Here is a 22,343-nt window from a genome sequence, read left to right as displayed (position 1 = left end):
TGGCTGATCCAAGGGGGTTACCAAAAACGATGTCCGCAGGTTTATCAGGGTTTCGGTGGAGGGCGATTGTGTAGCGTTGGCTTAAGATGAAATACAGAGCACTCTTTTTAAATTCTTTAACCTCTTCATCTCCCCACCAATTCGCCACAGCGATTTTTAGGGGGGGAGATTTAGAGGCCATTTTTTCAATGGAAGCGCTTTCTATGAAGGCGTCTAATAGGGGCTGAAACATGGTTATCCTTTTAAAGGAATTTTACAAAAAAATTTTTTTAAATCAAAGGCTTGATTAGGGCTAAATCAGGCTCATTGATGCAATGCGTGGCGTGCTGTTTTAAAATTTCTTTAGCGTTGAAAGCGATTTTAATGCGGGCATGCTTGAACATGCTCAAGTCATTCGCTCCATCGCCCACGACTAAAGTGCGATCTTTACTGATATTCAATAAGCGTTGTAAGGCGAGAAGCATTTCGCCCTTAGAATGTGAAAACATCATATGCCCAGTAACCAAGCCGTTTAAGGCGTTATTTTCCACGATCAGCGTGTTACTGAAAGCCGCATCTAAATGCAATAAATCCCTATAATGATTCGTCGCTAGATCAAAGCCCCCGCTAAAGCAAACCACTTTGTAATTTTTCTCTTTTAAGGCGTTAATGAGTTCAAACGCCCCCTCAAATAAAGGCAGACTTTCACAAACTTCTTTGGCTAGTTTTAAGGGCATGTTTTTGAGTTTAGAAACCCTTAAAATAAGACTCTTATGAAAATCCGTCTCGCCATTCATGGCTTGCGAAGTGATCTTTTTCACTTCATCAAACACCCCCCACGCCCTCGCTAAAGACTCAATCGTCTCAGCATTGACTAGCGTGGAGTCAAAATCAAAAACGGCTAGTTTTTGCACCCAATACCCTAAAATTAAGATTTCCTGCTTTTAGCGATCCCTTTGACATACTGATCAGCCAAATACAAGCCATGGTTTTCATTACCAATCAACTCAATTTTATCCAAAATATCCTTGAAAAGCACTTCTTCTTCATGCTGTTCAGACACATACCATTGCAAGAAATTGAAAGTCGCATGATCTTTGCCTTTTATGGCGTGATCAACGATATTATTAATAGACTCGCTGATGTGTTGCTCATGTTCATAGGCTTTTTGGAAAATTTGAGTCAAACCTTCAAACTTATGCTCAGGCGCGCTGATGCTAGTCAATTGCACAGGCACATTGTTTTCATTCAAGAAGACGATAAGCTTTTTGGCATGCTCGTATTCTTCAGCCGCATGGTCAAACAAGAAAAGCCCCGCGCCATCTAAGCTATGGGTATAGCACCAAGAACTCATGCTCATATACAAGTTGGAAGAGTTCATTTCCTTATTCACTTGTTCGTTTAGCAACTTAATGATGTCTTTTGATAACATAGTATCTCCTTTGTGTTGGTTTAAGTTGTCCTATAATTATAGCATAAATGATAATGAAAAATTAAACAGGAGTATGAAAATTTTTAAAAATTTATAAAAATGAGAAAGAACACCGGCTAATGGCTTGATAAAGCTTAGATTTTATCATAAAAATCTATTTAATGAGAATTAGGTAAAAAAAGGGGTTGGTATCAACTAGGGGGTTAAAAGGGGATATTTTTATATATTATATAAAAAGCATTCTTAAATCTAAAAATGCTACAATGTTTATCTTTAAAACGAAAGGGCAATTTAACCATGGACTTTTTAGAAAAAGTATTAGACAATCAAGTTACTGAAAGTAAAGAATTAGTCAGGCTTTATGATTATGATTTATACACGCTAGGGGAAGCAGCGGATCGCATGCGCCAGAACATGCACCAAAAAATCGTGTATTTTAATGTCAATAGGCATTTAAACCCTAGTAATATTTGCGCAGACGCTTGCAAATTTTGCGCTTTTTCAGCCCACAGAAAAAACCCCAACCCTTATGAAATGAGCTTAGAAGAAATCCTAGAAAAGGTTAAAAACTCCTACAACAAGGGGATTAAAGAAGTCCATATCGTGAGCGCTCATAACCCTAATTACTCTTATGAGTGGTATTTAAAGGTGTTTGAAACCATCAAACAAGAAATGCCTAACTTGCATTTAAAGGCCATGACCGCCGCAGAAGTGCATTTTTTAAGCACTAAATTCAACAAACCTTTTGAATTGGTGCTAGAAGACATGCTCAAAGCCGGGGTGGATTCCATGCCTGGCGGGGGGGCGGAGATTTTTGATGAAGAAATTAGGCGTAAAATCTGTAATGGCAAGGTGGGATCTTCTCGGTGGTTAGAAATCCATGCTTATTGGCACAAATTAGGCAAAATGAGTAACGCTACCATGCTTTTTGGGCATATTGAAAATAAAATCCATCGCATCGATCACATGCTAAGAATCAAAAAAATCCAAAGCCCTAAAAATCAAGTAGAGAACAAAGAAGGGGGTTTTAACGCTTTTATCCCCTTGTTGTATCAAAAAGAAAACAATTATTTGAATGTGGAAAAATCCCCCAGCGCGATAGAAATCTTAAAAACCATCGCCATATCTCGCATTCTTTTAAACAATATCCCCCACATTAAAGCTTATTGGGCGACTTTGGGCTTGAATTTGGCTTTAGTGGCTCAAGAATTTGGTGCTAACGATTTAGACGGCACGATAGAGATAGAGAGCATTCAAAGCGCAGCAGGCGCGAAGAGCCGGCATGGTTTAGAAAAAGAAGATTTGATATTTAAAATCAAGGACGCTGGTTTTGTTGCGGTAGAAAGGGATAGTTTGTATAATTTTATACAAAAATTTTAATAATTTTTAGCGTTTTTAAGAATGATTAGTTATAATAACGCTACTAACAACACTCAAGCTAAAATCTATTAAGGAAATCAGTATTAAAAAATTAATTCTATCCTCTCTTGTTTTCGCATGTATCAATACCAGCGTTGAAGCTTTAGAAAATGACGGCTCTAAACCAAACGATTTGACTCCTCCAAAAGAAGCCTCTCAAGAATCTCAAAGAAATGAGGCTCCAAAAAATGAAGTTCAAAGAAATGAAGCTCAAAAAGAAACCCCCCAATCCAATCAAACGCCTAAAGAAATGAAAGTCAAGTCCATTTCTTATGTCGGGCTTTCTTACATGTCTGACATGCTCGCTAATGAGATTGTAAAAATTCGTGTGGGCGATATGGTGGATTCTAAAAAAATAGACACCGCTGTTTTGGCTTTGTTCAATCAAGGGTATTTTAAAGACGTTTATGCCACTTTTGAAAGCGGTATATTAGAGTTTCATTTTGATGAAAAAGCTAGGATTGCCGGGGTAGAAATCAAGGGTTATGGGACTGAAAAGGAAAAAGACGGCTTAAAATCCCAAATGGGGATCAAAAAGGGCGACACCTTTGATGAGCAAAAATTAGAGCATGCTAAAACGGCTTTAAAAACAGCTTTAGAGGGGCAGGGCTATTATGGGAGCGTGGTGGAGGTGCGCACAGAAAAGGTCAGTGAGGGCGCATTATTGATTGTGTTTGATGTGAATAGGGGGGATAGTATTTATATCAAACAATCCATTTATGAGGGAAGCGCGAAATTAAAACGCCGCATGATTGAATCTTTGAGCGCGAACAAGCAAAGAGATTTCATGGGCTGGATGTGGGGCTTGAATGACGGGAAATTGCGTTTAGATCAATTAGAATACGATTCTATGCGTATCCAAGATGTGTATATGCGTAGGGGTTATTTGGACGCTCACATTTCTTCGCCTTTTTTGAAAACGGATTTTTCTACCCATGACGCTAAGCTTCATTATAAAGTCAAAGAGGGGATCCAATACAGGATTTCAGACATTTTAATAGAGATTGACAACCCGGTAGTCCCCTTAAAAACCTTAGAAAAAGCCCTTAAAGTTAAAAGGAAAGATGTCTTTAATATTGAGCATTTAAGAGCGGATGCACAAATTTTAAAAACCGAAATCGCCGATAAGGGTTATGCGTTTGCGGTGGTGAAGCCAGACTTGGATAAAGATGAAAAAAACGGGCTTGTGAAAGTCATTTATCGTATTGAAGTGGGCGATATGGTGTATATCAATGATGTCATCATTTCAGGGAACCAGCGCACGAGCGATAGGATCATCAGAAGGGAATTGTTACTAGGGCCTAAGGATAAATACAACTTGACCAAACTGAGAAATTCTGAAAATTCTTTAAGGCGTTTAGGATTCTTCTCTAAAGTCAAAATTGAAGAAAAAAGGGTGAATAGCTCGCTTATGGATTTGTTAGTGAGCGTAGAAGAGGGGCGCACCGGGCAGTTGCAATTTGGGTTAGGCTATGGCTCTTATGGAGGGCTTATGCTTAATGGGAGCGTGAGCGAAAGAAACCTTTTTGGTACAGGGCAAAGCATGAGCTTGTATGCTAACATCGCTACAGGGGGGGGTAGATCTTATCCGGGCATGCCAAAAGGAGCGGGGCGTATGTTTGCCGGGAATTTGAGCTTGACTAATCCAAGGATTTTTGACAGCTGGTATAGCTCTACGATCAATCTTTATGCGGATTATAGGATAAGCTATCAATATATTCAGCAAGGCGGGGGCTTTGGCGTGAATGTCGGGCGCATGCTGGGTAACAGAACCCATGTGAGCTTAGGGTATAACTTGAATGTTACCAAACTCCTTGGTTTCAGCAGCCCTTTATACAACCGCTACTATTCCTCTGTTAATGAAGTGGTTTCTCCAAGGCAATGTTCTACCCCTGCATCGGTGATTATCAACCGCTTATCAGGCGGTAAAACCCCCTTACAGCCTGAAAGTTGTTCTAGTCCTGGAGCGATTACCACTTCACCAGAAATAAAAGGTATTTGGGATAGGGATTACCACACGCCTATCACCAGCTCTTTCACCCTTGATGTGAGCTATGACAACACCGATGATTATTATTTCCCTAGAAATGGGGTTATCTTTAATTCCTATGCGACAATGTCTGGCTTGCCAAGCTCTGGCACGCTCAATTCGTGGAACGGGTTAGGCGGGAATGTCCGTAACACTAAAGTCTATGGTAAATTCGCCGCTTACCACCATTTGCAAAAATATTTATTGATAGATTTGATCGCTCGCTTTAAAACGCAAGGGGGTTATATCTTTAGGTATAACACCGATGATTACTTGCCCTTAAACTCCACCTTCTACATGGGGGGCGTAACCACGGTGAGAGGCTTTAGGAACGGATCGGTTACGCCTAAAGATGAGTTTGGCTTGTGGCTTGGAGGCGATGGGATTTTCACCGCTTCTACTGAATTGAGCTATGGGGTGTTGAAAGCGGCTAAAATGCGCTTAGCGTGGTTTTTTGACTTTGGTTTCTTAACCTTTAAAACCCCAACTAGGGGGAGTTTCTTCTATAACGCTCCCTTCACGACAGCGAATTTTAAAGATTATGGCGTGATAGGGGCTGGGTTTGAAAGGGCGACTTGGAGGGCTTCTACAGGCTTACAGATTGAATGGATTTCGCCCATGGGGCCTTTGGTGTTGATTTTCCCTATAGCGTTTTTCAACCAATGGGGCGATGGCAATGGCAAGAAATGTAAAGGGCTATGCTTCAACCCTAACATGGACGATTACACGCAACACTTTGAATTTTCTATGGGGACAAGGTTTTAAAATGCGCATCAACAGAGAAGAAATTTTGGATTTAATGAAAAACGCGCCCTTGAAAGAATTGGGGCAAAGAGCTTTGAGAGTGAAGCAACGCTTGCACCCTGAAAACTTGACGACTTTTATTGTGGATAGGAATATCAATTACACCAATATTTGTTTTGTGGATTGCAAGTTTTGCGCGTTCAAACGCACCTTAAAAGAAAAAGACGCCTATGTGTTGAGCTATGAAGAAATTGATCAAAAGATTGAAGAATTACTCGCTATTGGCGGCACGCAGATCCTTTTTCAAGGAGGGGTGCACCCGCAGCTAAAGATTGATTATTATGAGAATCTAGTCAGCCATATCGCTCAAAAATTCCCCACCATCACCATTCATGGTTTTAGCGCGGTTGAAATTGATTACATTTCTAAAATCTCTAAATTGTCTTTAAAAGAAGTTTTAGAAAGGTTGAAAAACGCTGGGTTAAGCTCCATTCCAGGAGCGGGAGCAGAAATACTAAGCGATAGGGTGCGCGATGTCATTGCTCCTAAAAAATTGAGCAGTGATCGGTGGATTGAAGTGCATAGAATGGCCCATCTTTGCGGGATTAAAAGCACGGCTACCATGATGTTTGGGAGCGTGGATAATGAAGAAGATGTAGTGGAGCATTTGCAAAGAGTGCGCGATTTGCAAGATGAAACCGGTGGCTTTAGGGCTTTTATTTTATGGAGTTTTCAGCCCAACAACACCCCCTTAAAAGAAGAAATCCCAAGTATTAAAAAAGCGAGTTCCAATCGGTATTTACGCTATTTGGCATGCAGTAGGATTTTTTTAGATAACATTCAAAACATACAAAGCTCATGGGTTACTCAAGGCTCTATGATAGGGCAGTTAGCCTTATTGTTTGGAGCGAATGATTTAGGGAGTGTGATGATGGAAGAAAATGTAGTGAAAGCGGCCGGAACGAGTTTTTGCATGAATGAAGCGGAAATGATAGAGCTTATTGAAGACATTGGGAGCGTGGCGGCTAAACGAAACACCGCCTATGAAATCTTAAAGCGTTATCCGGCTAAAGCAAAGGTATAAAGAGCATGAAAAAATTTTTAATCACTTTATTATTAGGAGTTTTTATGGGGTTACAAGCGAGCGCTTTGACACACCAAGAAATCAATCAAGCTAAAGTCCCTGTGATTTATGAAGAAAACCATTTGTTGCCTATGGGGTTTATCCATTTAGCTTTTAGAGGGGGTGGGAGTTTAAGCGATAAAAACCAGTTGGGTTTGGCAAAACTATTCGCGCAAGTTTTAAACGAAGGCACTAAAGAGCTTGGTGCGGTAGGATTTGCGCAACTTTTAGAGCAAAAAGCGATCAGTTTGAATGTGGATACCAGCACAGAAGATTTGCAAATCACTTTAGAATTTTTAAAAGAATACGAAGATGAAGCTATCATGCGCTTAAAAGAACTTTTGAAATCCCCTAATTTCACGCAAAACGCTTTAGAAAAAGTCAAAACCCAAATGTTGGCCGCGCTTTTACAAAAAGAAAGCGATTTTGACTATTTGGCTAAATTGACTTTAAAGCAAGAGCTTTTTGCTAACACCCCTTTAGCTAACGCAGCTTTAGGCACTAAAGAGAGCCTCCAAAAAATCAAGCTAGAGGATTTGAAACAGCAATTTTCTAAGGTCTTTGAACTCAATAAGCTCGTGGTGGTGCTTGGGGGCGATTTGAAAATCGATCAAACCCTTAAGCGTTTGAATAACGCTCTTAATTTCTTGCCGCAAGGTAAAGCGTATGAAGAGCCTTATTTTGAAACGAGCGATCAAAAGAGCGAAAAAATTCTCTATAAAGACACTGAACAGGCTTTCGTGTATTTTGGCGCACCCTTTAAAATCAAGGATCTAAAACAGGATTTAGCGAAATCTAAAGTCATGATGTTTGTGCTTGGTGGGGGGTTTGGCTCTCGTTTGATGGAAAAAATCAGGGTTCAAGAGGGATTAGCTTATAGCGTGTATATCCGCTCCAATTTTTCTAAAGTGGCGCATTTTGCTAGCGGGTATTTGCAAACCAAGCTCAGCACTCAAGCTAAAAGCGTTGCTTTAGTTAAAAAAATCGTTAAGGAATTTATAGAAAAAGGCATGACGCAACAAGAATTAGACGACGCTAAAAAGTTTTTACTAGGCTCTGAGCCTTTAAGGAATGAAACGATCTCTAGCCGCCTAAACACCACTTACAATTATTTTTATTTAGGTTTGCCTTTAAATTTCAACCAAACGCTGCTCAATCAAATCCAAAAAATGAGTTTGAAAGAAATCAATGATTTCATTAAAGCCCACACCGAAATCAACGACTTAACTTTTGCCATTGTGAGCAATAAAAAGAGTAAGGACAAATAATGCCATTTGAAGCTGTAATCGGGCTAGAAGTCCATGTCCAACTCAACACCAAAACCAAAATCTTTTGCTCTTGCTCTACAAGCTTTGGAGAAACCCCCAATTCTAACACCTGCCCTGTGTGTTTGGGCTTACCGGGAGCTTTACCGGTATTGAATAAAGAAGTGGTTAAAAAAGCCATCCAATTAGGCACAGCCATTGAAGCTAACATCAACCAACATTCTATTTTTGCGAGGAAAAATTACTTTTACCCTGATTTGCCTAAGGCTTATCAAATTTCGCAGTTTGAAGTCCCCATTGTGAGCGATGGGAAATTAGAGATTGACACTAAAGACGGCGCAAAAATCGTGCGTATTGAAAGAGCCCACATGGAAGAAGACGCTGGTAAAAATATCCATGAGGGCAGTTATTCTTTAGTGGATTTGAACCGCGCTTGCACCCCTTTATTAGAAATTGTCAGCAAGCCGGACATGAAAAATAGTGAAGAAGCCATAGCGTATTTGAAAAAGCTCCATGCTATCGTGCGTTTTATAGGGATTTCTGATGCGAACATGCAAGAGGGGAATTTCAGGTGCGATGCGAACGTATCCATCAGGCCCAAAGGCGATGAAAAGCTTTACACGAGGGTGGAGATTAAAAACCTAAATAGCTTTAGATTCATCGCTAAAGCGATTGAATACGAGATAGAGCGCCAAAGCGCGGCGTGGGAGAACGGGCGCTATAATGAAGAGGTGGTTCAAGAAACGCGCCTTTTTGACACCGCCAAAGGGATCACCCTTTCTATGCGCAATAAAGAAGAGTCAGCGGATTACCGCTATTTTAAAGATCCGGATTTGTATCCTGTTTTTATTGATGAGAAACTTTTAAAAGAAGCTCAAAAGATCAATGAATTGCCTAGCGCAAAAAAAACCCGCTACATGAAAGATTTTAACCTTAAAGAAGACGATGCGAATTTATTGGTGAGCGATCCTTTATTGGCGGAGTATTTTGAAAGCATGCTCAATCTTGGGGTTAAGGCTAAAACGAGCGTAACATGGCTTTGCGTGGAATTATTAGGGCGCTTGAAAGCTGAAGTTACTTTAGAAAATTGCGGAGTTAGCGCTCACATGTTAGGCGCTTTAGCCAAACGCATTGATGAGGGCAAGATTTCGGGCAAGAGCGCTAAAGATGTGTTAGACAAGCTTTTAGAAGAGCAAGGGGGCGATGTGGATGCGCTCATTGAACAAATGGGCCTATCTCAAGTCAATGACACAGAAGCGATTGTTAAAGTGATAGAAGAGGTGCTTAAAAACAACGCTGATAAGGTGCTTGAATACAAAAGCGGTAAGGACAAGCTTTTTGGGTTTTTTGTGGGGCAGGCGATGAAAAATTTAAAAGGCGCTAATCCTAGCGTGGTGAATGCTATTTTGAAAGAGAAATTGGATTGATGAGGAAAATTTTTTCTTATGTTTTGAAGGCTCTGTTGTTTATTGGGATCGTTTATGCAGAGCCGGAATCTAAAGTGGAAGCCTTAGAAGGGAGGAAGCAAGAGTCTTCTTTGGATAAAAAAATCCGCCAAGAGATAAAGAATAAGGATTTGAAGAATAAGGATTTGAAGAATAAAAAAGAAGAAAAGAAAAACACCGAAGAAAAGAAAGAAACAAAAGCCAAAAGAAAGCCCAGAGCAGAAGTCCATCATGGGGATGCCAAAAATCCTACTCAAAAAATAACGCCTTCTAAAATCAAAGAGGGTGCTAAAGGGGTTCAAAATCAAGGCACGCAAAATCAAGGCGTTCAAAATAACGTGCCAAAACTTGAAGAAAAAGAGACAACCCCTCAAATTCTTGAAAAAAATAAGGGAACAAGCCCTAGCTCTCAATTCAATTCTATTTTTGGTAATCCTAATAACGCTGCCAACAACACCCTTGAAGATAAGGTCGTAGGGGGCATTTCTTTACTCGTTAATGGATCGCCTATCACGCTGTATCAAATCCAAGAAGAGCAAAAAAAATCTAAAGTGAGCAAAGCTCAAGCCAGGGATCGTTTGATTGCGGAGCGCATTAAAAACCAAGAAATTGAACGCTTAAAAATCCATGTAGATGATGACAAGCTAGACCAAGAAATGGCGATGATGGCGCAACAGCAAGGCATGGATTTGGATCATTTCAAACAAATGCTTATGGCTGAGGGGCATTATAAACTCTATAGAGATCAGCTTAAGGAGCATTTAGAAATGCAAGAATTGTTGCGTAATATCTTACTCACCAATGTGGATACCAGCTCTGAAACCAAAATGCGCGAATATTACAACAAACACAAGGAACAATTCAGTATCCCCACTGAAATAGAAACCGTGCGCTACACTTCAACGAGTCAAGAAGATTTAGAAAGGGCTATGGCAGATCCTAATTTGGAAATTCCAGGGGTGAGTAAGGCCAATGAAAAAATAGAGATGAAAACCCTAAACCCTCAAATCGCTCAAGTCTTTATTTCGCATGAAGAAGGCTCTTTCACGCCCGTTATGAATGGGGGTGGGGGGCAGTTCATCACCTTTTATATCAAGGAAAAAAAGGGTAAAAATGAAGTGAGCTTCAGTCAGGCCAAGCAATTCATCGCCCAAAAATTAGTGGAAGAATCTAAAGATAAGATTTTAGAAGAGCATTTTGAAAAATTGCGCGTTAAGTCTAGGATTGTGATGATTAGAGAGTGATTTTTAGATTGTGCAACACTTCAATTTCCTCTATAAAGATTCTTTATTTTCTATCGCTTTATTCACTTTCATTATCGCTCTTGTGATTTTATTAGAACAGGCTAGAGCGTATTTTACCCGAAAGAGAAACAAAAAATTTTTACAAAAATTCGCCCAAAATCAAAACACCTATGCGAGCAGTGAGAATTTAGACGAGCTTTTAAAGCATGCCAAAATTTCCAGTTTGATGTTTTTAGCCAGATCATATTCTAAGGCGGATGTGGAAATGAGTATTGGAATCTTAAAAGGGCTTTTGAATCGTTCCTTAAAAGATGAAGAAAAAATCGCTGTTTTAGATTTATTAGCTGAAAATTATTTTAGCGTGGGGTATTTGCAAAAAACAAAGGACACCGTGAAAGAAATTTTGCGCTTTTCCCCAAGGAATGTGGAAGCGTTGTTGAAACTTTTGCATGCGTATGAATTAGAAAAAGACTATTCAAAGGCTTTAGAAACTTTGGAATGTTTGGAAGAATTAGAAGTGGTTGAAATTGAAACGATTAAAAATTACCTTTATCTCATGCATTTAATAGAGAATAAGGAAGATGCGGCTAAAATCTTGCATGTTTCAAAAGCGTCGTTAGATTTGAAAAAAATCGCTTTAAATTATTTAAAATCTTATGATGAAAAGCTTTTTTGGCAAGAAATTGATGCAACCGAACGGCTAGAAAATGTGATCGATCTTTTATGGGATATGAATATCCCTGCTTTTATTTTAGAAAAACACGCCCTTTTGCAAGACATCGCGCGATCTCAAGGGCTGCTTTTGGACAACAAACCTTGCCAAATTTTTGAATTAGAGGTTTTACGCGCTCTATTAAATAGCCCTATAAAAGCGCGTCTGACTTTTGAATACCGCTGCAAGCATTGCAAACAAATCTTTCCTTTTGAAAGCCATAGGTGCCCTGTGTGTTATCAGTTAGCGTTTATGGATATGGTGCTTAAAATTTCTAAAGAAAGCTATGGGGGTGGATTGAATGCAAGAAATTGAAATTTTTTGCGATGGCTCTTCTTTGGGTAATCCCGGGCCAGGCGGGTATGCGGCGATTTTACGCTATAAAGATAAAGAAAAAATCATCAGTGGGGGCGAAAATTTCACCACGAATAACCGCATGGAATTAAGAGCGCTCAATGAAGCGTTAAAAATCTTGAAACGCCCATGCCATATTACGCTTTATAGCGATTCGCAATACGTGTGCCAAGCGATCAATGTGTGGCTAGCTAACTGGCAAAAAAAGAATTTTTCTAAAGTCAAAAATGTGGATTTATGGAAAGAATTTTTAAAAGTCTCTAAAGGGCATTTGATCATGGCGGTTTGGATCAAGGGGCATAATGGGCATGCCGAGAATGAACGATGCGATAGCCTCGCTAAATTAGAGGCACAAAAACGGATAAAAACGACCATTTAAAGGGAAAAATGATGAAAAACAAACGCTCTCAAAAGAGCCCTTACATAACGCCTAATAACTCTTATACGATGTTAGAAAAAGCTTTGGGGTATTCTTTTAAAGACAAGCGTTTATTGGAGCAAGCTTTAACGCATAAATCATGCAAGCTCGCTTTAAATAATGAGCGCTTGGAATTTTTGGGCGATGCGGTGTTGGGTTTGGTGATAGGGGAGTTGCTATACCATAAATTCTATCAATACGATGAGGGGAAACTCTCTAAATTAAGGGCTTCTATTGTGAGCGCGCATGGTTTTACGAAATTAGCGAAAGCGATTGCTTTGCAGGATTATTTGCGCGTCTCTTCTTCTGAAGAAATTTCTAAGGGGAGGGAAAAACCCTCTATTTTATCAAGCGCTTTTGAGGCTTTAATGGCTGGGGTGTATTTAGAAGCAGGGTTAGCTAAGGTGCGTAAAATCATACAAAATTTACTCAATCGCGCTTACAAGCGTTTGGATCTGGAGCATTTGTTTATGGACTATAAAACCGCTTTACAGGAATTGACCCAAGCGCAATTTTGCGTGATCCCCACTTACCAATTACTCAAAGAAAAAGGTCCCGATCACCATAAAGAATTTGAAATGGCTCTATACATTCAAGATAAAATGTATGCGACCGCTAAAGGCAAAAGCAAAAAAGAAGCCGAACAGCAATGCGCTTATTATGCGCTTCAAAAACTTAAGGAAGCCAAATGAACACTTTGGGGCGTTTTTTAAGGCTCACGACTTTTGGGGAATCGCATGGGGATGTGATAGGGGGGGTATTAGACGGCATGCCTAGCGGGATTAAAATAGACTATGACTTATTAGAAAATGAAATGAAGCGCCGCCAAGGGGGGAGGAATGTTTTCATTACGCCACGAAAAGAAGACGATAAAGTGGAAATAACAAGCGGGGTTTTTGAAGATTTTAGCACAGGGACGCCTATAGGGTTTTTAATCCACAACCAAAGGGCTAGGAGCAAGGATTACGATAACATTAAAAACCTTTTTAGGCCTAGCCATGCGGATTTCACTTATTTTTATAAATACGGCATCAGGGATTTTAGGGGTGGGGGGAGGAGTTCGGCTAGAGAGAGCGCTATAAGAGTGGCGGCCGGAGCGTTTGCTAAAATGCTTTTAAAAGAAATTGGTATTGTTTGTGAAAGCGGAATTGTTAAAATTGGAGGCATTGAAGCCAAAAATTACGATTTTAATCATGCTTTAGAAAGCGAGATTTTTGCCCTAGATAAAGAACAAGAAGAAGCGCAAAAAACAGCCATTCAAAACGCCATTAAAAACCACGATAGCATAGGGGGGGTGGCTTTGATTAGAGCGAGAAGTTTAAAAACAAATCAAAAACTCCCCATTGGATTAGGCCAGGGGCTATACGCTAAATTAGACGCTAAAATCGCTGAAGCGATGATGGGGCTTAACGGGGTGAAAGCGGTTGAAATTGGCAAAGGGGTAGAAAGCTCTTTATTAAAAGGCTCAGAGTATAATGATTTGATGGATCAAAAAGGGTTTTTGAGCAATCGTAGTGGGGGGATTTTAGGGGGCATGAGCAATGGGGAAGAAATCATTGTTAAAGTGCATTTTAAACCCACGCCAAGCATTTTCCAACCTCAACCAACCATAGACATTAAGGGTAATGAATGCGAATGCTTGTTAAAAGGCAGGCATGATCCTTGCATTGCGATTAGAGGGAGCGTGGTGTGTGAGAGTTTGCTCTCGTTAGTGTTAGCCGATATGGTATTACTCAATTTGACTTCAAAAATAGAGTATTTAAAAACGATTTATAATGAGAATTAAACGAAATTGGATACAATCAGCTTAAAAAGGATATAAATGGAAAAGTTACCTAAAAAACGAGTTTCTAAAACCAAATCACAAAAACTTATTAATAGCCTTACCACCCAAAAAAACAGAGCTTTGCTTAAAAAAATCAGCGCTAATGAAATGCTTTTAGAGTTAGAAAAAGGGGCGTTTAAAAAAAATGAAGCTTATTTTATTTCTGATGAAGAAGATAAAAATTATGTTTTAGTGCCAGATAATGTGATCTCTCTTTTGGCAGAAAACGCCAGAAAAGCTTTTGAAGCCAGGCTAAAAGCGGAATTAGAAAGGGATATTATCATTCAAGCACCGATTGATTTTGAAGACGTGCGCGAAGTTTCTTTGCAATTATTGGAAAATTTACGCCAAAAAGATGGGAATTTACCCAATATCAACACCTTAAACTTTGTCAAACAAATCAAAAAAGAACACCCTAATTTGTTTTTTAATTTTGACAACATGTTCAAACAACCCCCTTTTAATGAAAATAATTTTGAAAATTTTGACAGCAATGATGAGGAAAATTTTTAATGCAAACCATTGATTTTGAAAAATTTTCACAATACTCTAAGCCCGGCCCACGATACACCAGCTACCCCACAGCGGTGGAGTTTAAAGAAAATTTTAACGAAGAGAGCTTGAAAAAAGCGCTTTTTTCCCATGACCATCTCAAAAACCCCATGCCCTTATCGCTTTATACGCATTTGCCCTTTTGCAGGAGTGCGTGTTATTTTTGCGCATGTTCGGTCATTTACACCAGTTTAGAAGAGAAAAAAGTCCGCTATATCAGCTACCTTAAAAAAGAACTCGCCCTTTTAAAAAACGCCATGGATACCAACAGAGAAGTGGCGCAATTCCACTATGGCGGCGGCACGCCAACCTTTTTTTCGCCCGCTCAATTAGATGAGATCACTCAAAGCATTCAAGAAGTTTTCCCTAATTTCAGCCAAGACATTGAAATGAGTTGTGAGATTGACCCTAGGCATTTCACTAAAGAGCATATGCAAACCTTATTTGATAGAGGGTTTAACCGCTTGAGTTTTGGGGTGCAAGATTTTGATTTTGAAGTCCAAAAAGCCATTCATCGGATCCAGCCTTTTGAAATGGTTCAAGATGCGGTGAAGCTCGCTAGAGATTATGGCATTAAATCCATTAATTTTGATTTGATTTATGGCTTACCCAACCAAACTAAAGAGAGTTTTTTAAAGACTTTGGAGTGGGTTTTGAAATTGGATCCGGACCGATTAGCGGTGTTTAATTACGCGCATGTGCCTTGGGTGAAAAAAACGATGCGTAAAATTGATGAAACCCTATTGCCAAGCCCTAAAGACAAATTAGAGATTTTAGAGGCTTTGATTAGTTTTTTAGAAAAAGCAAATTATCAAATGATAGGCATGGATCATTTCGCTAAAAGCGATAATGAATTGTATTTAGCCCTTCAAAAGGCGGAATTGCGCCGTAATTTTCAAGGCTATACCACGAAAAAATTCACTCAAACCATTGGTATTGGCGTTACGAGCATTGGCGAAGGGGGCGATTATTACACGCAAAATTATAAAGATTTGCATAATTATGAAAAAGCTCTTGATTTGGGGCATTTACCGGTAGAAAGGGGCGTAGCGCTAACCAAAGAAGATGTGTTAAGGAAAGAAGTGATCATGCAAATGATGAGCAATTTAAAATTGGATTACTCTAAAATTGAAGAAAAATTTTCTATTGATTTTAAAGCGCATTTTAAAAAAGAATTAGAAAAATTAAAGCCTTATGAAGAAGCGGGCTTGCTTTCATTCAATGCTAAAGGTTTTGAGATGACAAGGACAGGGGGCATGCTCGTAAGAAACATGGCCATGGAATTTGATGCGTATTTGCGTGGGGGCGAAAAACATTTCAGTAAAACGCTATGAGTGAAAATATTTTTGAAGAAGTAGGGGACGCTTGCGTTAAATGCGCTAAATGCGTGCCAGGTTGCACGATTTATCGTATCCATAAAGATGAGGCGACTTCGCCTAGGGGCTTTTTGGATTTGATGCGCTTAAACGCTCAAAACAAGCTTAAATTAGACACGAATTTAAAACACCTTTTAGAAACTTGTTTTTTATGCACCGCTTGCGTGGAAACCTGCCCCTTTCATTTGCCCATAGACACTTTAATAGAAAAAGCCAGGGAAAAAATCGCTCAAAAGCATGGCATTGCATGGTATAAAAAATCCTATTTTTCGCTTTTAAAAAACCGCAAAAGAATGGATAGGGTGTTTTCGGTGGCGCATTTTTTAGCCCCTTGCGCTTTCAAGCAAGTAGGGGATAGTTTAGAGCCTAGAGTGGCGTTTAAAGGTTTATTCAAACGCTTTAAAAAAAGCGCTCTGCCTCCTTTAAATCAAAAAAGTTTTTTGCAAAAACACACAGAGGTTAAGCCTTTAGAAAAACCCATTCAAAAAGTGGCGATTTTTATAGGGTGCTTGAGCAATTACCACTACCAGCAAGTAGGGGAGAGCTTGTTGTATATTTTAGAAAAACTTAACATTCAAGCGATCATTCCTAAACAAGAATGTTGCGCGGCTCCTGCGTATTTTACCGGCGATAAAGAAACCACGCTTTTTTTAGTGAAAAAAAATATAGAATGGTTTGAAAGCTATTTAAATGAAGTGGATGCGATCATCGTGCCTGAAGCCACATGCGCTAGCATGCTCATTAACGATTATTACAAGGTGTTTTTAGGCGAAAAAGATAAGGATTTGTATGTGAAGCGTTTGGAAAAAATCACGCCTAAAATCTATCTTGCAAGCGTGTTTTTAGAGAAACACACCCCTTTAAAAAATCTTTTAGAAAAAACCCCTAATGAAAAAAAGGAAGTGATCACCTATCATAACCCTTGCCATGCCAAAAAAACCCTAAACGCCCATAAAGAAGTGCGAAACTTGCTCAATTCGCATTATGAAATCAAGGAAATGCCGGATAATTGTTGCGGCTTTGGGGGGATTACCATGCAAACCGAAAAGGTAGAGTTTTCTTCAAAAGTGGGGCTTCTTAGGGCTAAAGAAATCATGGATACCAAAGCTGGAATTTTGAGTGCAGAATGCGGGGCATGCCATATGCAACTCAATAACGCTCTAAAATCTTTAGATGCCCCAAACACCCCCTCTTTTTTACACCCCCTAGAACTCATCGCTAAGGCTTTAAAAAGCGCTGAATAAAAAGCCTTTTTAACCCCACTTTTCAACATCTTTTTTATTATAATACAGAACTTTAACGCCACTACAAGGAATGAAAATGTCAGAAATCAATACCTACAAACTCATTAAAGAAAAATTGCAAGCCATACCCAACCAACGCCTTAAAGGGAGCTTGTTTGAAAAGGTTTGCAAGCGTTTTTTAGAAGAGCATGATAGCGCTAACGAATACGAGTCCATTGAGCTTTGGAGCGATTGGGAATTAAGGGGGAATAAGAGCGATTGCGGGATTGATATGGTGATTCAAACCACTTCAAAAGAATACATCGCCGTGCAATGCAAATTCCATCAAGACAGCGTCTCACTCAATGAGCTTGCGACTTTTTTCACTCAATTGCAAAGCGGGGTAGGGGAGGTTAGGTTTAAAAAAGGAATCATCATCACCACTTCTAATTTAAGTGCTAACGCCCAACAAGCCATTGAGCAAATCAGAAGCACAGGAATGGGTATTGATATTGATGAAATCAATGAAGAGGATTTTATCTATTCTCGTATTGATTGGGAAAAATTTGATCCCGCACAAACTCAAGGCGAACTCCCCTTGTGCGATAAGAAAAGACCGCGCCCTCACCAACAAGAAGCGATAAACGCTACCAAAGAGTATTTTTCTAACCCTAAAAACGCTAGAGGCAAGCTCATTATGGCATGCGGGACGGGCAAAACCTACACTTCTTTAAAAATCATGGAAAGTTTAGAGCCTAAAATCATGCTTTTTTTAGCGCCAAGCATCGCTTTACTTTCTCAAACTTTTAGAGAATACGCGCAAGAAAAAAGCGAGCCGTTTTACGCTTCTATCGTGTGCAGCGATGATAAAGTCGGGAAAAGTAAGAACGAAGACAATGACGATATTAATTTTTCTGAGCTCCCTTTAAAGCCCTCCACTCGCCTTGAAGACATTTTAAGCGTTTATGAAAAAGCCAAACAAGAAAACAAGCGCTTCATTATCTTTTCAACTTACCAAAGTGCATTACGCATTAAAGAAGCGCAAGAAAGGGGGTTAGACAAGATAGATTTAATGATTTGCGATGAAGTGCACAGAACGGTAGGGGCTATGTTTTCTACCAATGAAAGGGACGATAAAAACGCTTTCACGCTTTGCCATAGCGATGAGAATATCAAAGCTCAACAACGCCTTTATATGACCGCCACGCCCAAAGTTTATAGCGAAGATTCTCAAACTAAAGCCAAAGAGAGCGGTAATCTTGTCTATTCAATGGACGATGCGGAGATTTTTGGCGAAGAGATTTATACGCTCAATTTTGAAAAAGCGATCGCTTTAGATCTCCTCACCGATTACAAAGTCATCATTTTAGCGGTGCGATCAGAAAACTTGAGCGGCGTTACTAACAGCGTGAATAAAAAGATTAGCCAGCTTAACGCCGAAGGCACTAAATTAGATAAAAAGCTCATCAATAACGAATTTGTTTGCAAAATCATCGGCACGCATAAAGGGTTAGCCAAGTCGGATCTAATCGCTTTAGACGATGAAAACAAAGAAGACAACGACTTGCAAGACAAAACAGACACCATTCCCTCTAAAAGAGCCATAAGCTTTTGCAAAAGCATCAAAACGAGCAAGAACATTAAAGACTCTTTTCAAACAATCATAGAATGCTATGATGAAGAGCTGAAGAAAAAGAGTTTTAAAAACCTAGAAATCAGCATCGATCACATTGATGGCACCATGAATTGTAAGGTAAGGCTAGACAAATTAGAAACACTCAACCAACCCGAACAAAACACTTGTAAGGTTTTAAGCAACGCCAGGTGTTTGAGCGAAGGGGTGGATGTCCCGGCGCTTGATAGCATTGTCTTTTTTGATGGCAAGAGTGCGATGGTGGATATTATCCAAGCGGTGGGTAGGGTGATGCGAAAAGCCAAAGGCAAGAAAAGAGGCTATATCATTTGCCTATCGCTTTAGAAGAGAGTGAAATCAAAAACTTAAATGAAGCGATCAATAACACCAATTTTAAAAACATTTGGAAAGTGCTAAAAGCTTTAAGAAGCCATGACTCTAGATTGGTTGATGAAGCCACTTTTAAAGAAAAAATCAAAATCTTTGGAAGCGATGATAATAGCGAAGAAAATCACAACGACGAAGAGCCAAAAAAAGATAAAACCGAGCAATCCGATCCCAAACAAGCCCAAAAAAGCATTTCAACACGGATTTTAACGATCAAAGCATCACGATTTTTGACCCATTCACCGGCACCGGGAGTTTTATCGCTCGTTTGCTTTCTAAAGAAAACGCGCTCATTAGCGATGAAGCCCTAAAAGAGAAATTTCAAAAAAATTTGTTCGCTTTTGACATCGTGCTTTTATCTTATTATATCGCTTTAATCAATATCACCCAAGCTGCGCAAAATAGGGACAGCTCGTTAAAAAATTTCAAAAACATCGCGCTCACGGATAGCCTGGATATTTATGAGGAGAAAAACGATAAGGGGGTAATCCCGTTCTTTTATGATTTGAAAGAAAACAAAGAAATCAAAGACACTATGGAAAAGCAAAACATTAGAGTCATCATCGGCAACCCGCCTTATTCAGCCGGCGCTAAAAGCGAAAACGATAACAACCAAAACCTCATCCACCCAAAGCTTGAAAAATTAGTTTATGAAAAATACGGCAAAAATTCCACCGCCAAAGTGGGGAAAACCACACGAGATGTGCTCATTCAAAGCATACGCATGGCGAGCGATGTCGTTAAAGATAAAGGGGTGGTAGGCTTTGTGGTGAACGGGGGTTTTATTGACTCTAAAAGCGCGGACGGGTTCAGGAAATGCGTGGCGCAAGAATTTTCGCATCTCTATGTATTGAATTTGAGGGGCAATCAGCGCACTTCAGGGGAAGTGTCAAAAAAAGAGGGAGGGAAAATCTTTGATAGCGGATCCAGGGCGACGGTAGCGATCGTCTTTTTTGTGAAAGATAGTAGCGTTCCTAATAATACGATTTTTTACTATGAAGTGGGAGATTATTTGAAAAGAGAAGCCAAACTCAACTTGCTCGCTGGTTTTGAAAATTTGGATTTGGTGCCTTTTAAGGAAATTACCCCGAATAATAAAGGCGATTGGATCAACCAAAGAGAAGACGATTTTGAAAAGCTCATCCCTTTAAAAAGAGACAAAAAACTCAAAAATGATAGTATTTTTGATCTCAATTCTAATGGGGTGGTAAGCGGTCGTGATCCTTGGGTGTATAATTTTTCTCCAAACATTTTAACCCAATCGGTGCAAAAATGCATTGACACTTATAACGCTGATTTGAAGCGCTTCAATGAGGTTTTTAGGGAAGCTTTCAAACAACGCGCTAAAGGCGTCAAATCAGGCGATCTTTACAAACACCTTAATGATAAAGAAATCACCACCGATAAAACGAAAATCGCATGGGTTCAAAATCTTAAAACGCAACTGATAAAAGGGAAAAAACTCGATGATTTTTCGCAAGAAAAAATCTCTGTTAGTTTGTATCGCCCTTTTAATAAACAATATTTTTACTACGAGCGAGAGCTTGCTTGGAGTTTTTGCTCAATGAAAAAAATTTTCCCAGATAAAAGCACTCAGAATGTGGTGATTAATACCACAACAAGGAATTTTAGCTCACTTATAGGGGACGCTATCCCTGATACGCATTTTATAGGCGATGCCAACGCTTATCCCTTGTATTATTATGATGATCTAGGGAATCGCTATAACGCTATCAGCGGCTATGCGCTCAACCTGTTCAGGAGGCATTATGGAGATAACTCTATCGCTGAAGAAGAGATTTTTTATTACATTTATGCGATTTTCCACCATAAGGGCTATTTAAAAAAATACAAAAACTCCCTCGCCAAAGAAGCGCCACGTATCGCTTTGAGCCAGGATTTTAAGGAACTCTCTATTCTTGGTAAAGAATTAGGAGAGTTGCATTTGAACTATGAGAGCGGGGAAATGCATGATAGCGTTGAATACACCACACTGATGAACGCAGAAGTGGAAGGCTATTATGATGTGGAAAAAATGACCAAAAAAGGGGATCGCATCAACTATAACAACAACATCGCTATCACTAAAATCCCTAAAAAAGCCTTTGACTATGTGGTGAATGGCAAAAGCGCGATTGACTGGGTGATTGAGCGCTATTCAATCACTAAAGATAAAGACAGCTTGATTGAAAACAACCCGAACGATTACGCCGGCGGCAAATACGTTTTTGAACTCCTTTGTAGGGTCATCAAACTCTCTGAAAAAAGCGTGGATTTGATTGAAAAGATCAGCGAAAAGAGGTTTGAGTGAGCGAAAATAGTATCATAGAAATTAAAGAGCGAGAAATCTTAAAAGAAAAGATTATTGAGCTTCTAAAAAAGAGCAAGAATCAAAATAAGTCTGTCGCTATTGCCATTAATGGGGAGTGGGGGATAGGAAAAACCTATTTATGGAAAAATGGATTAGCTCCACTCATTAGAAAAGAACTTAAAAAAAATCCCATTTACACCTCTGTTTTTGGAAAAAAAGATGAGCAAGCGATCATTGAAGATCTAGTCGCTCAATTTTTAAGCGCTGAAAAACAAAAAACTAATCCAATAAGAAACATCATTAATGGGATACTTTCATTTCTTAGCATGCATTTTGGAGTAAAAATAAATGTTAATGTTGATTTTTTATTCAAAATGCTTAAAAAAGAGCATATGGAAAATACCATTGTGTGCATTGATGAGTTTGAAAGACTATCTGATAAGATCCCAGTGCAAGATATTTTGGGGTTGATTTCTGAACTCAAGGAACATAAGGGGTGTTGTGTTATTGCGATTTACAATAACCTTAAGCTCTTTACTGATGAGACACAGAATGAACAAAAAAGAAAAATATTTGATGCTTATTGTGAAAAAGTTTTTGACAGAATTTTTAACTTTTCTCCTTATGCAAAAGAACAAATTGAAGTAATGGGCGATCATCCAATTAAAACTGATTTTGAAGCTTATCCCTATATGAAAGATATTTTCAATATTGATGATAACACAATCAATCTTAGAACATTTCAGAAATTAAATAATATATATGATGAATTGCAACTAAAAGAATATCCAAATGATGACTTTAAAAAAATATACCAATATTTACTATATTCAATATTATATATAATATTTTAATTTATATGATAAATATTT

At 39.1% G+C, this 22,343-nt stretch carries 16 protein-coding genes and 2 pseudogenes; 15 read left to right on the top strand and 3 right to left on the bottom strand.

From position 1 onward, the window contains the following. From QT74_RS07010 to QT74_RS07000, 3 genes and pseudogenes are all read right to left on the bottom strand, one after another. Positions 1-232: pseudogene (locus QT74_RS07010) on the bottom strand (glycosyltransferase family 10 domain-containing protein); the annotation flags it as partial. 37 nt (positions 233-269) lie between these two features. Then, positions 270-893: a phosphoserine phosphatase SerB gene (serB, locus tag QT74_RS07005; RefSeq protein WP_033765679.1), complete on the bottom strand. Its 624-nt coding sequence runs from the start codon at positions 891-893 to the stop codon at positions 270-272. Between the two features lie 14 nt (positions 894-907). Further along, positions 908-1,411: a ferritin gene (locus tag QT74_RS07000; RefSeq protein ID WP_000949202.1), complete on the bottom strand. Its 504-nt coding sequence runs from the start codon at positions 1,409-1,411 to the stop codon at positions 908-910. 297 nt (positions 1,412-1,708) lie between these two features. Between QT74_RS07000 and mqnE the strand changes: the two genes are divergently transcribed. From mqnE to QT74_RS06925, 15 genes and pseudogenes are all read left to right on the top strand, one after another. Further along, positions 1,709-2,791, top strand: coding sequence for an aminofutalosine synthase MqnE (gene mqnE / locus QT74_RS06995; protein ID WP_033765677.1), 1,083 nt, complete (start codon positions 1,709-1,711; stop codon positions 2,789-2,791). An 82-nt stretch (positions 2,792-2,873) separates the two neighbouring features. Continuing rightward, the gene (gene bamA, locus QT74_RS06990; protein WP_080247210.1) at positions 2,874-5,624 is read left to right on the top strand and encodes an outer membrane protein assembly factor BamA; all 2,751 of its coding nucleotides are present in this window, start codon (positions 2,874-2,876) and stop codon (positions 5,622-5,624) included. Position 5,625: 1 nt separating this feature from the next. Beyond that, positions 5,626-6,687: a dehypoxanthine futalosine cyclase gene (locus tag QT74_RS06985; protein WP_001876133.1), complete on the top strand. Its 1,062-nt coding sequence runs from the start codon at positions 5,626-5,628 to the stop codon at positions 6,685-6,687. Positions 6,688-6,692: 5 nt separating this feature from the next. Then, the gene (locus tag QT74_RS06980) at positions 6,693-7,994 is read left to right on the top strand and encodes a M16 family metallopeptidase (RefSeq protein WP_033765674.1); all 1,302 of its coding nucleotides are present in this window, start codon (positions 6,693-6,695) and stop codon (positions 7,992-7,994) included. Beyond that, positions 7,994-9,418: an Asp-tRNA(Asn)/Glu-tRNA(Gln) amidotransferase subunit GatB gene (gene gatB, locus QT74_RS06975; protein ID WP_033765672.1), complete on the top strand. Its 1,425-nt coding sequence runs from the start codon at positions 7,994-7,996 to the stop codon at positions 9,416-9,418. Before QT74_RS06980 ends, gatB begins: the two co-directional genes overlap by 1 nt. Then, positions 9,418-10,680 (top strand): SurA N-terminal domain-containing protein, encoded by a 1,263-nt coding sequence (locus QT74_RS06970; RefSeq protein WP_033765671.1) that lies wholly within the window; start codon positions 9,418-9,420, stop codon positions 10,678-10,680. Before gatB ends, QT74_RS06970 begins: the two co-directional genes overlap by 1 nt. Positions 10,681-10,690: 10 nt before the next feature. Continuing rightward, on the top strand, positions 10,691-11,707 hold the full coding sequence (locus QT74_RS06965) for a hypothetical protein (RefSeq protein ID WP_033765670.1): 1,017 nt from the start codon (positions 10,691-10,693) through the stop codon (positions 11,705-11,707). After that, entirely contained in the window at positions 11,694-12,125 is a 432-nt protein-coding gene (gene rnhA / locus QT74_RS06960; protein WP_033765666.1) for a ribonuclease HI, read from the top strand. The genes QT74_RS06965 and rnhA overlap by 14 nt, the downstream gene beginning before the upstream one ends. Before the next feature lie 11 nt (positions 12,126-12,136). Beyond that, complete coding sequence (gene rnc, locus QT74_RS06955; protein WP_033765664.1) at positions 12,137-12,856, top strand: ribonuclease III; 720 nt, start codon at positions 12,137-12,139, stop codon at positions 12,854-12,856. Beyond that, a complete protein-coding gene (gene aroC / locus QT74_RS06950; protein WP_033765662.1) occupies positions 12,853-13,950 on the top strand; it encodes a chorismate synthase in 1,098 nt (365 codons plus the stop codon). The genes rnc and aroC overlap by 4 nt, the downstream gene beginning before the upstream one ends. Positions 13,951-13,986: 36 nt before the next feature. Beyond that, positions 13,987-14,502: a DUF2603 domain-containing protein gene (locus QT74_RS06945; RefSeq protein ID WP_000413489.1), complete on the top strand. Its 516-nt coding sequence runs from the start codon at positions 13,987-13,989 to the stop codon at positions 14,500-14,502. After that, entirely contained in the window at positions 14,502-15,875 is a 1,374-nt protein-coding gene (gene hemN, locus QT74_RS06940) for an oxygen-independent coproporphyrinogen III oxidase (RefSeq protein ID WP_033765661.1), read from the top strand. The genes QT74_RS06945 and hemN overlap by 1 nt, the downstream gene beginning before the upstream one ends. Beyond that, on the top strand, positions 15,872-17,161 hold the full coding sequence (locus QT74_RS06935) for a (Fe-S)-binding protein (protein ID WP_033618955.1): 1,290 nt from the start codon (positions 15,872-15,874) through the stop codon (positions 17,159-17,161). Before hemN ends, QT74_RS06935 begins: the two co-directional genes overlap by 4 nt. A gap of 76 nt (positions 17,162-17,237) precedes the next feature. Then, positions 17,238-21,471, top strand: a pseudogene (locus QT74_RS06930) (type ISP restriction/modification enzyme). Further along, the gene (locus QT74_RS06925; RefSeq protein WP_229261617.1) at positions 21,468-22,325 is read left to right on the top strand and encodes a P-loop NTPase fold protein; all 858 of its coding nucleotides are present in this window, start codon (positions 21,468-21,470) and stop codon (positions 22,323-22,325) included. Before QT74_RS06930 ends, QT74_RS06925 begins: the two are co-directional and overlap by 4 nt. Positions 22,326-22,343 lie beyond the last annotated feature (18 nt).

It is taken from the genome of Helicobacter pylori SA213A, from assembly GCF_000476275.1.
Classification (GTDB): Bacteria; Campylobacterota; Campylobacteria; order Campylobacterales; family Helicobacteraceae; genus Helicobacter; species Helicobacter pylori_CL.
Note: the sequence above shows the minus strand (reverse complement) of the source record. Positions and strands in the feature narration are given on the sequence as shown.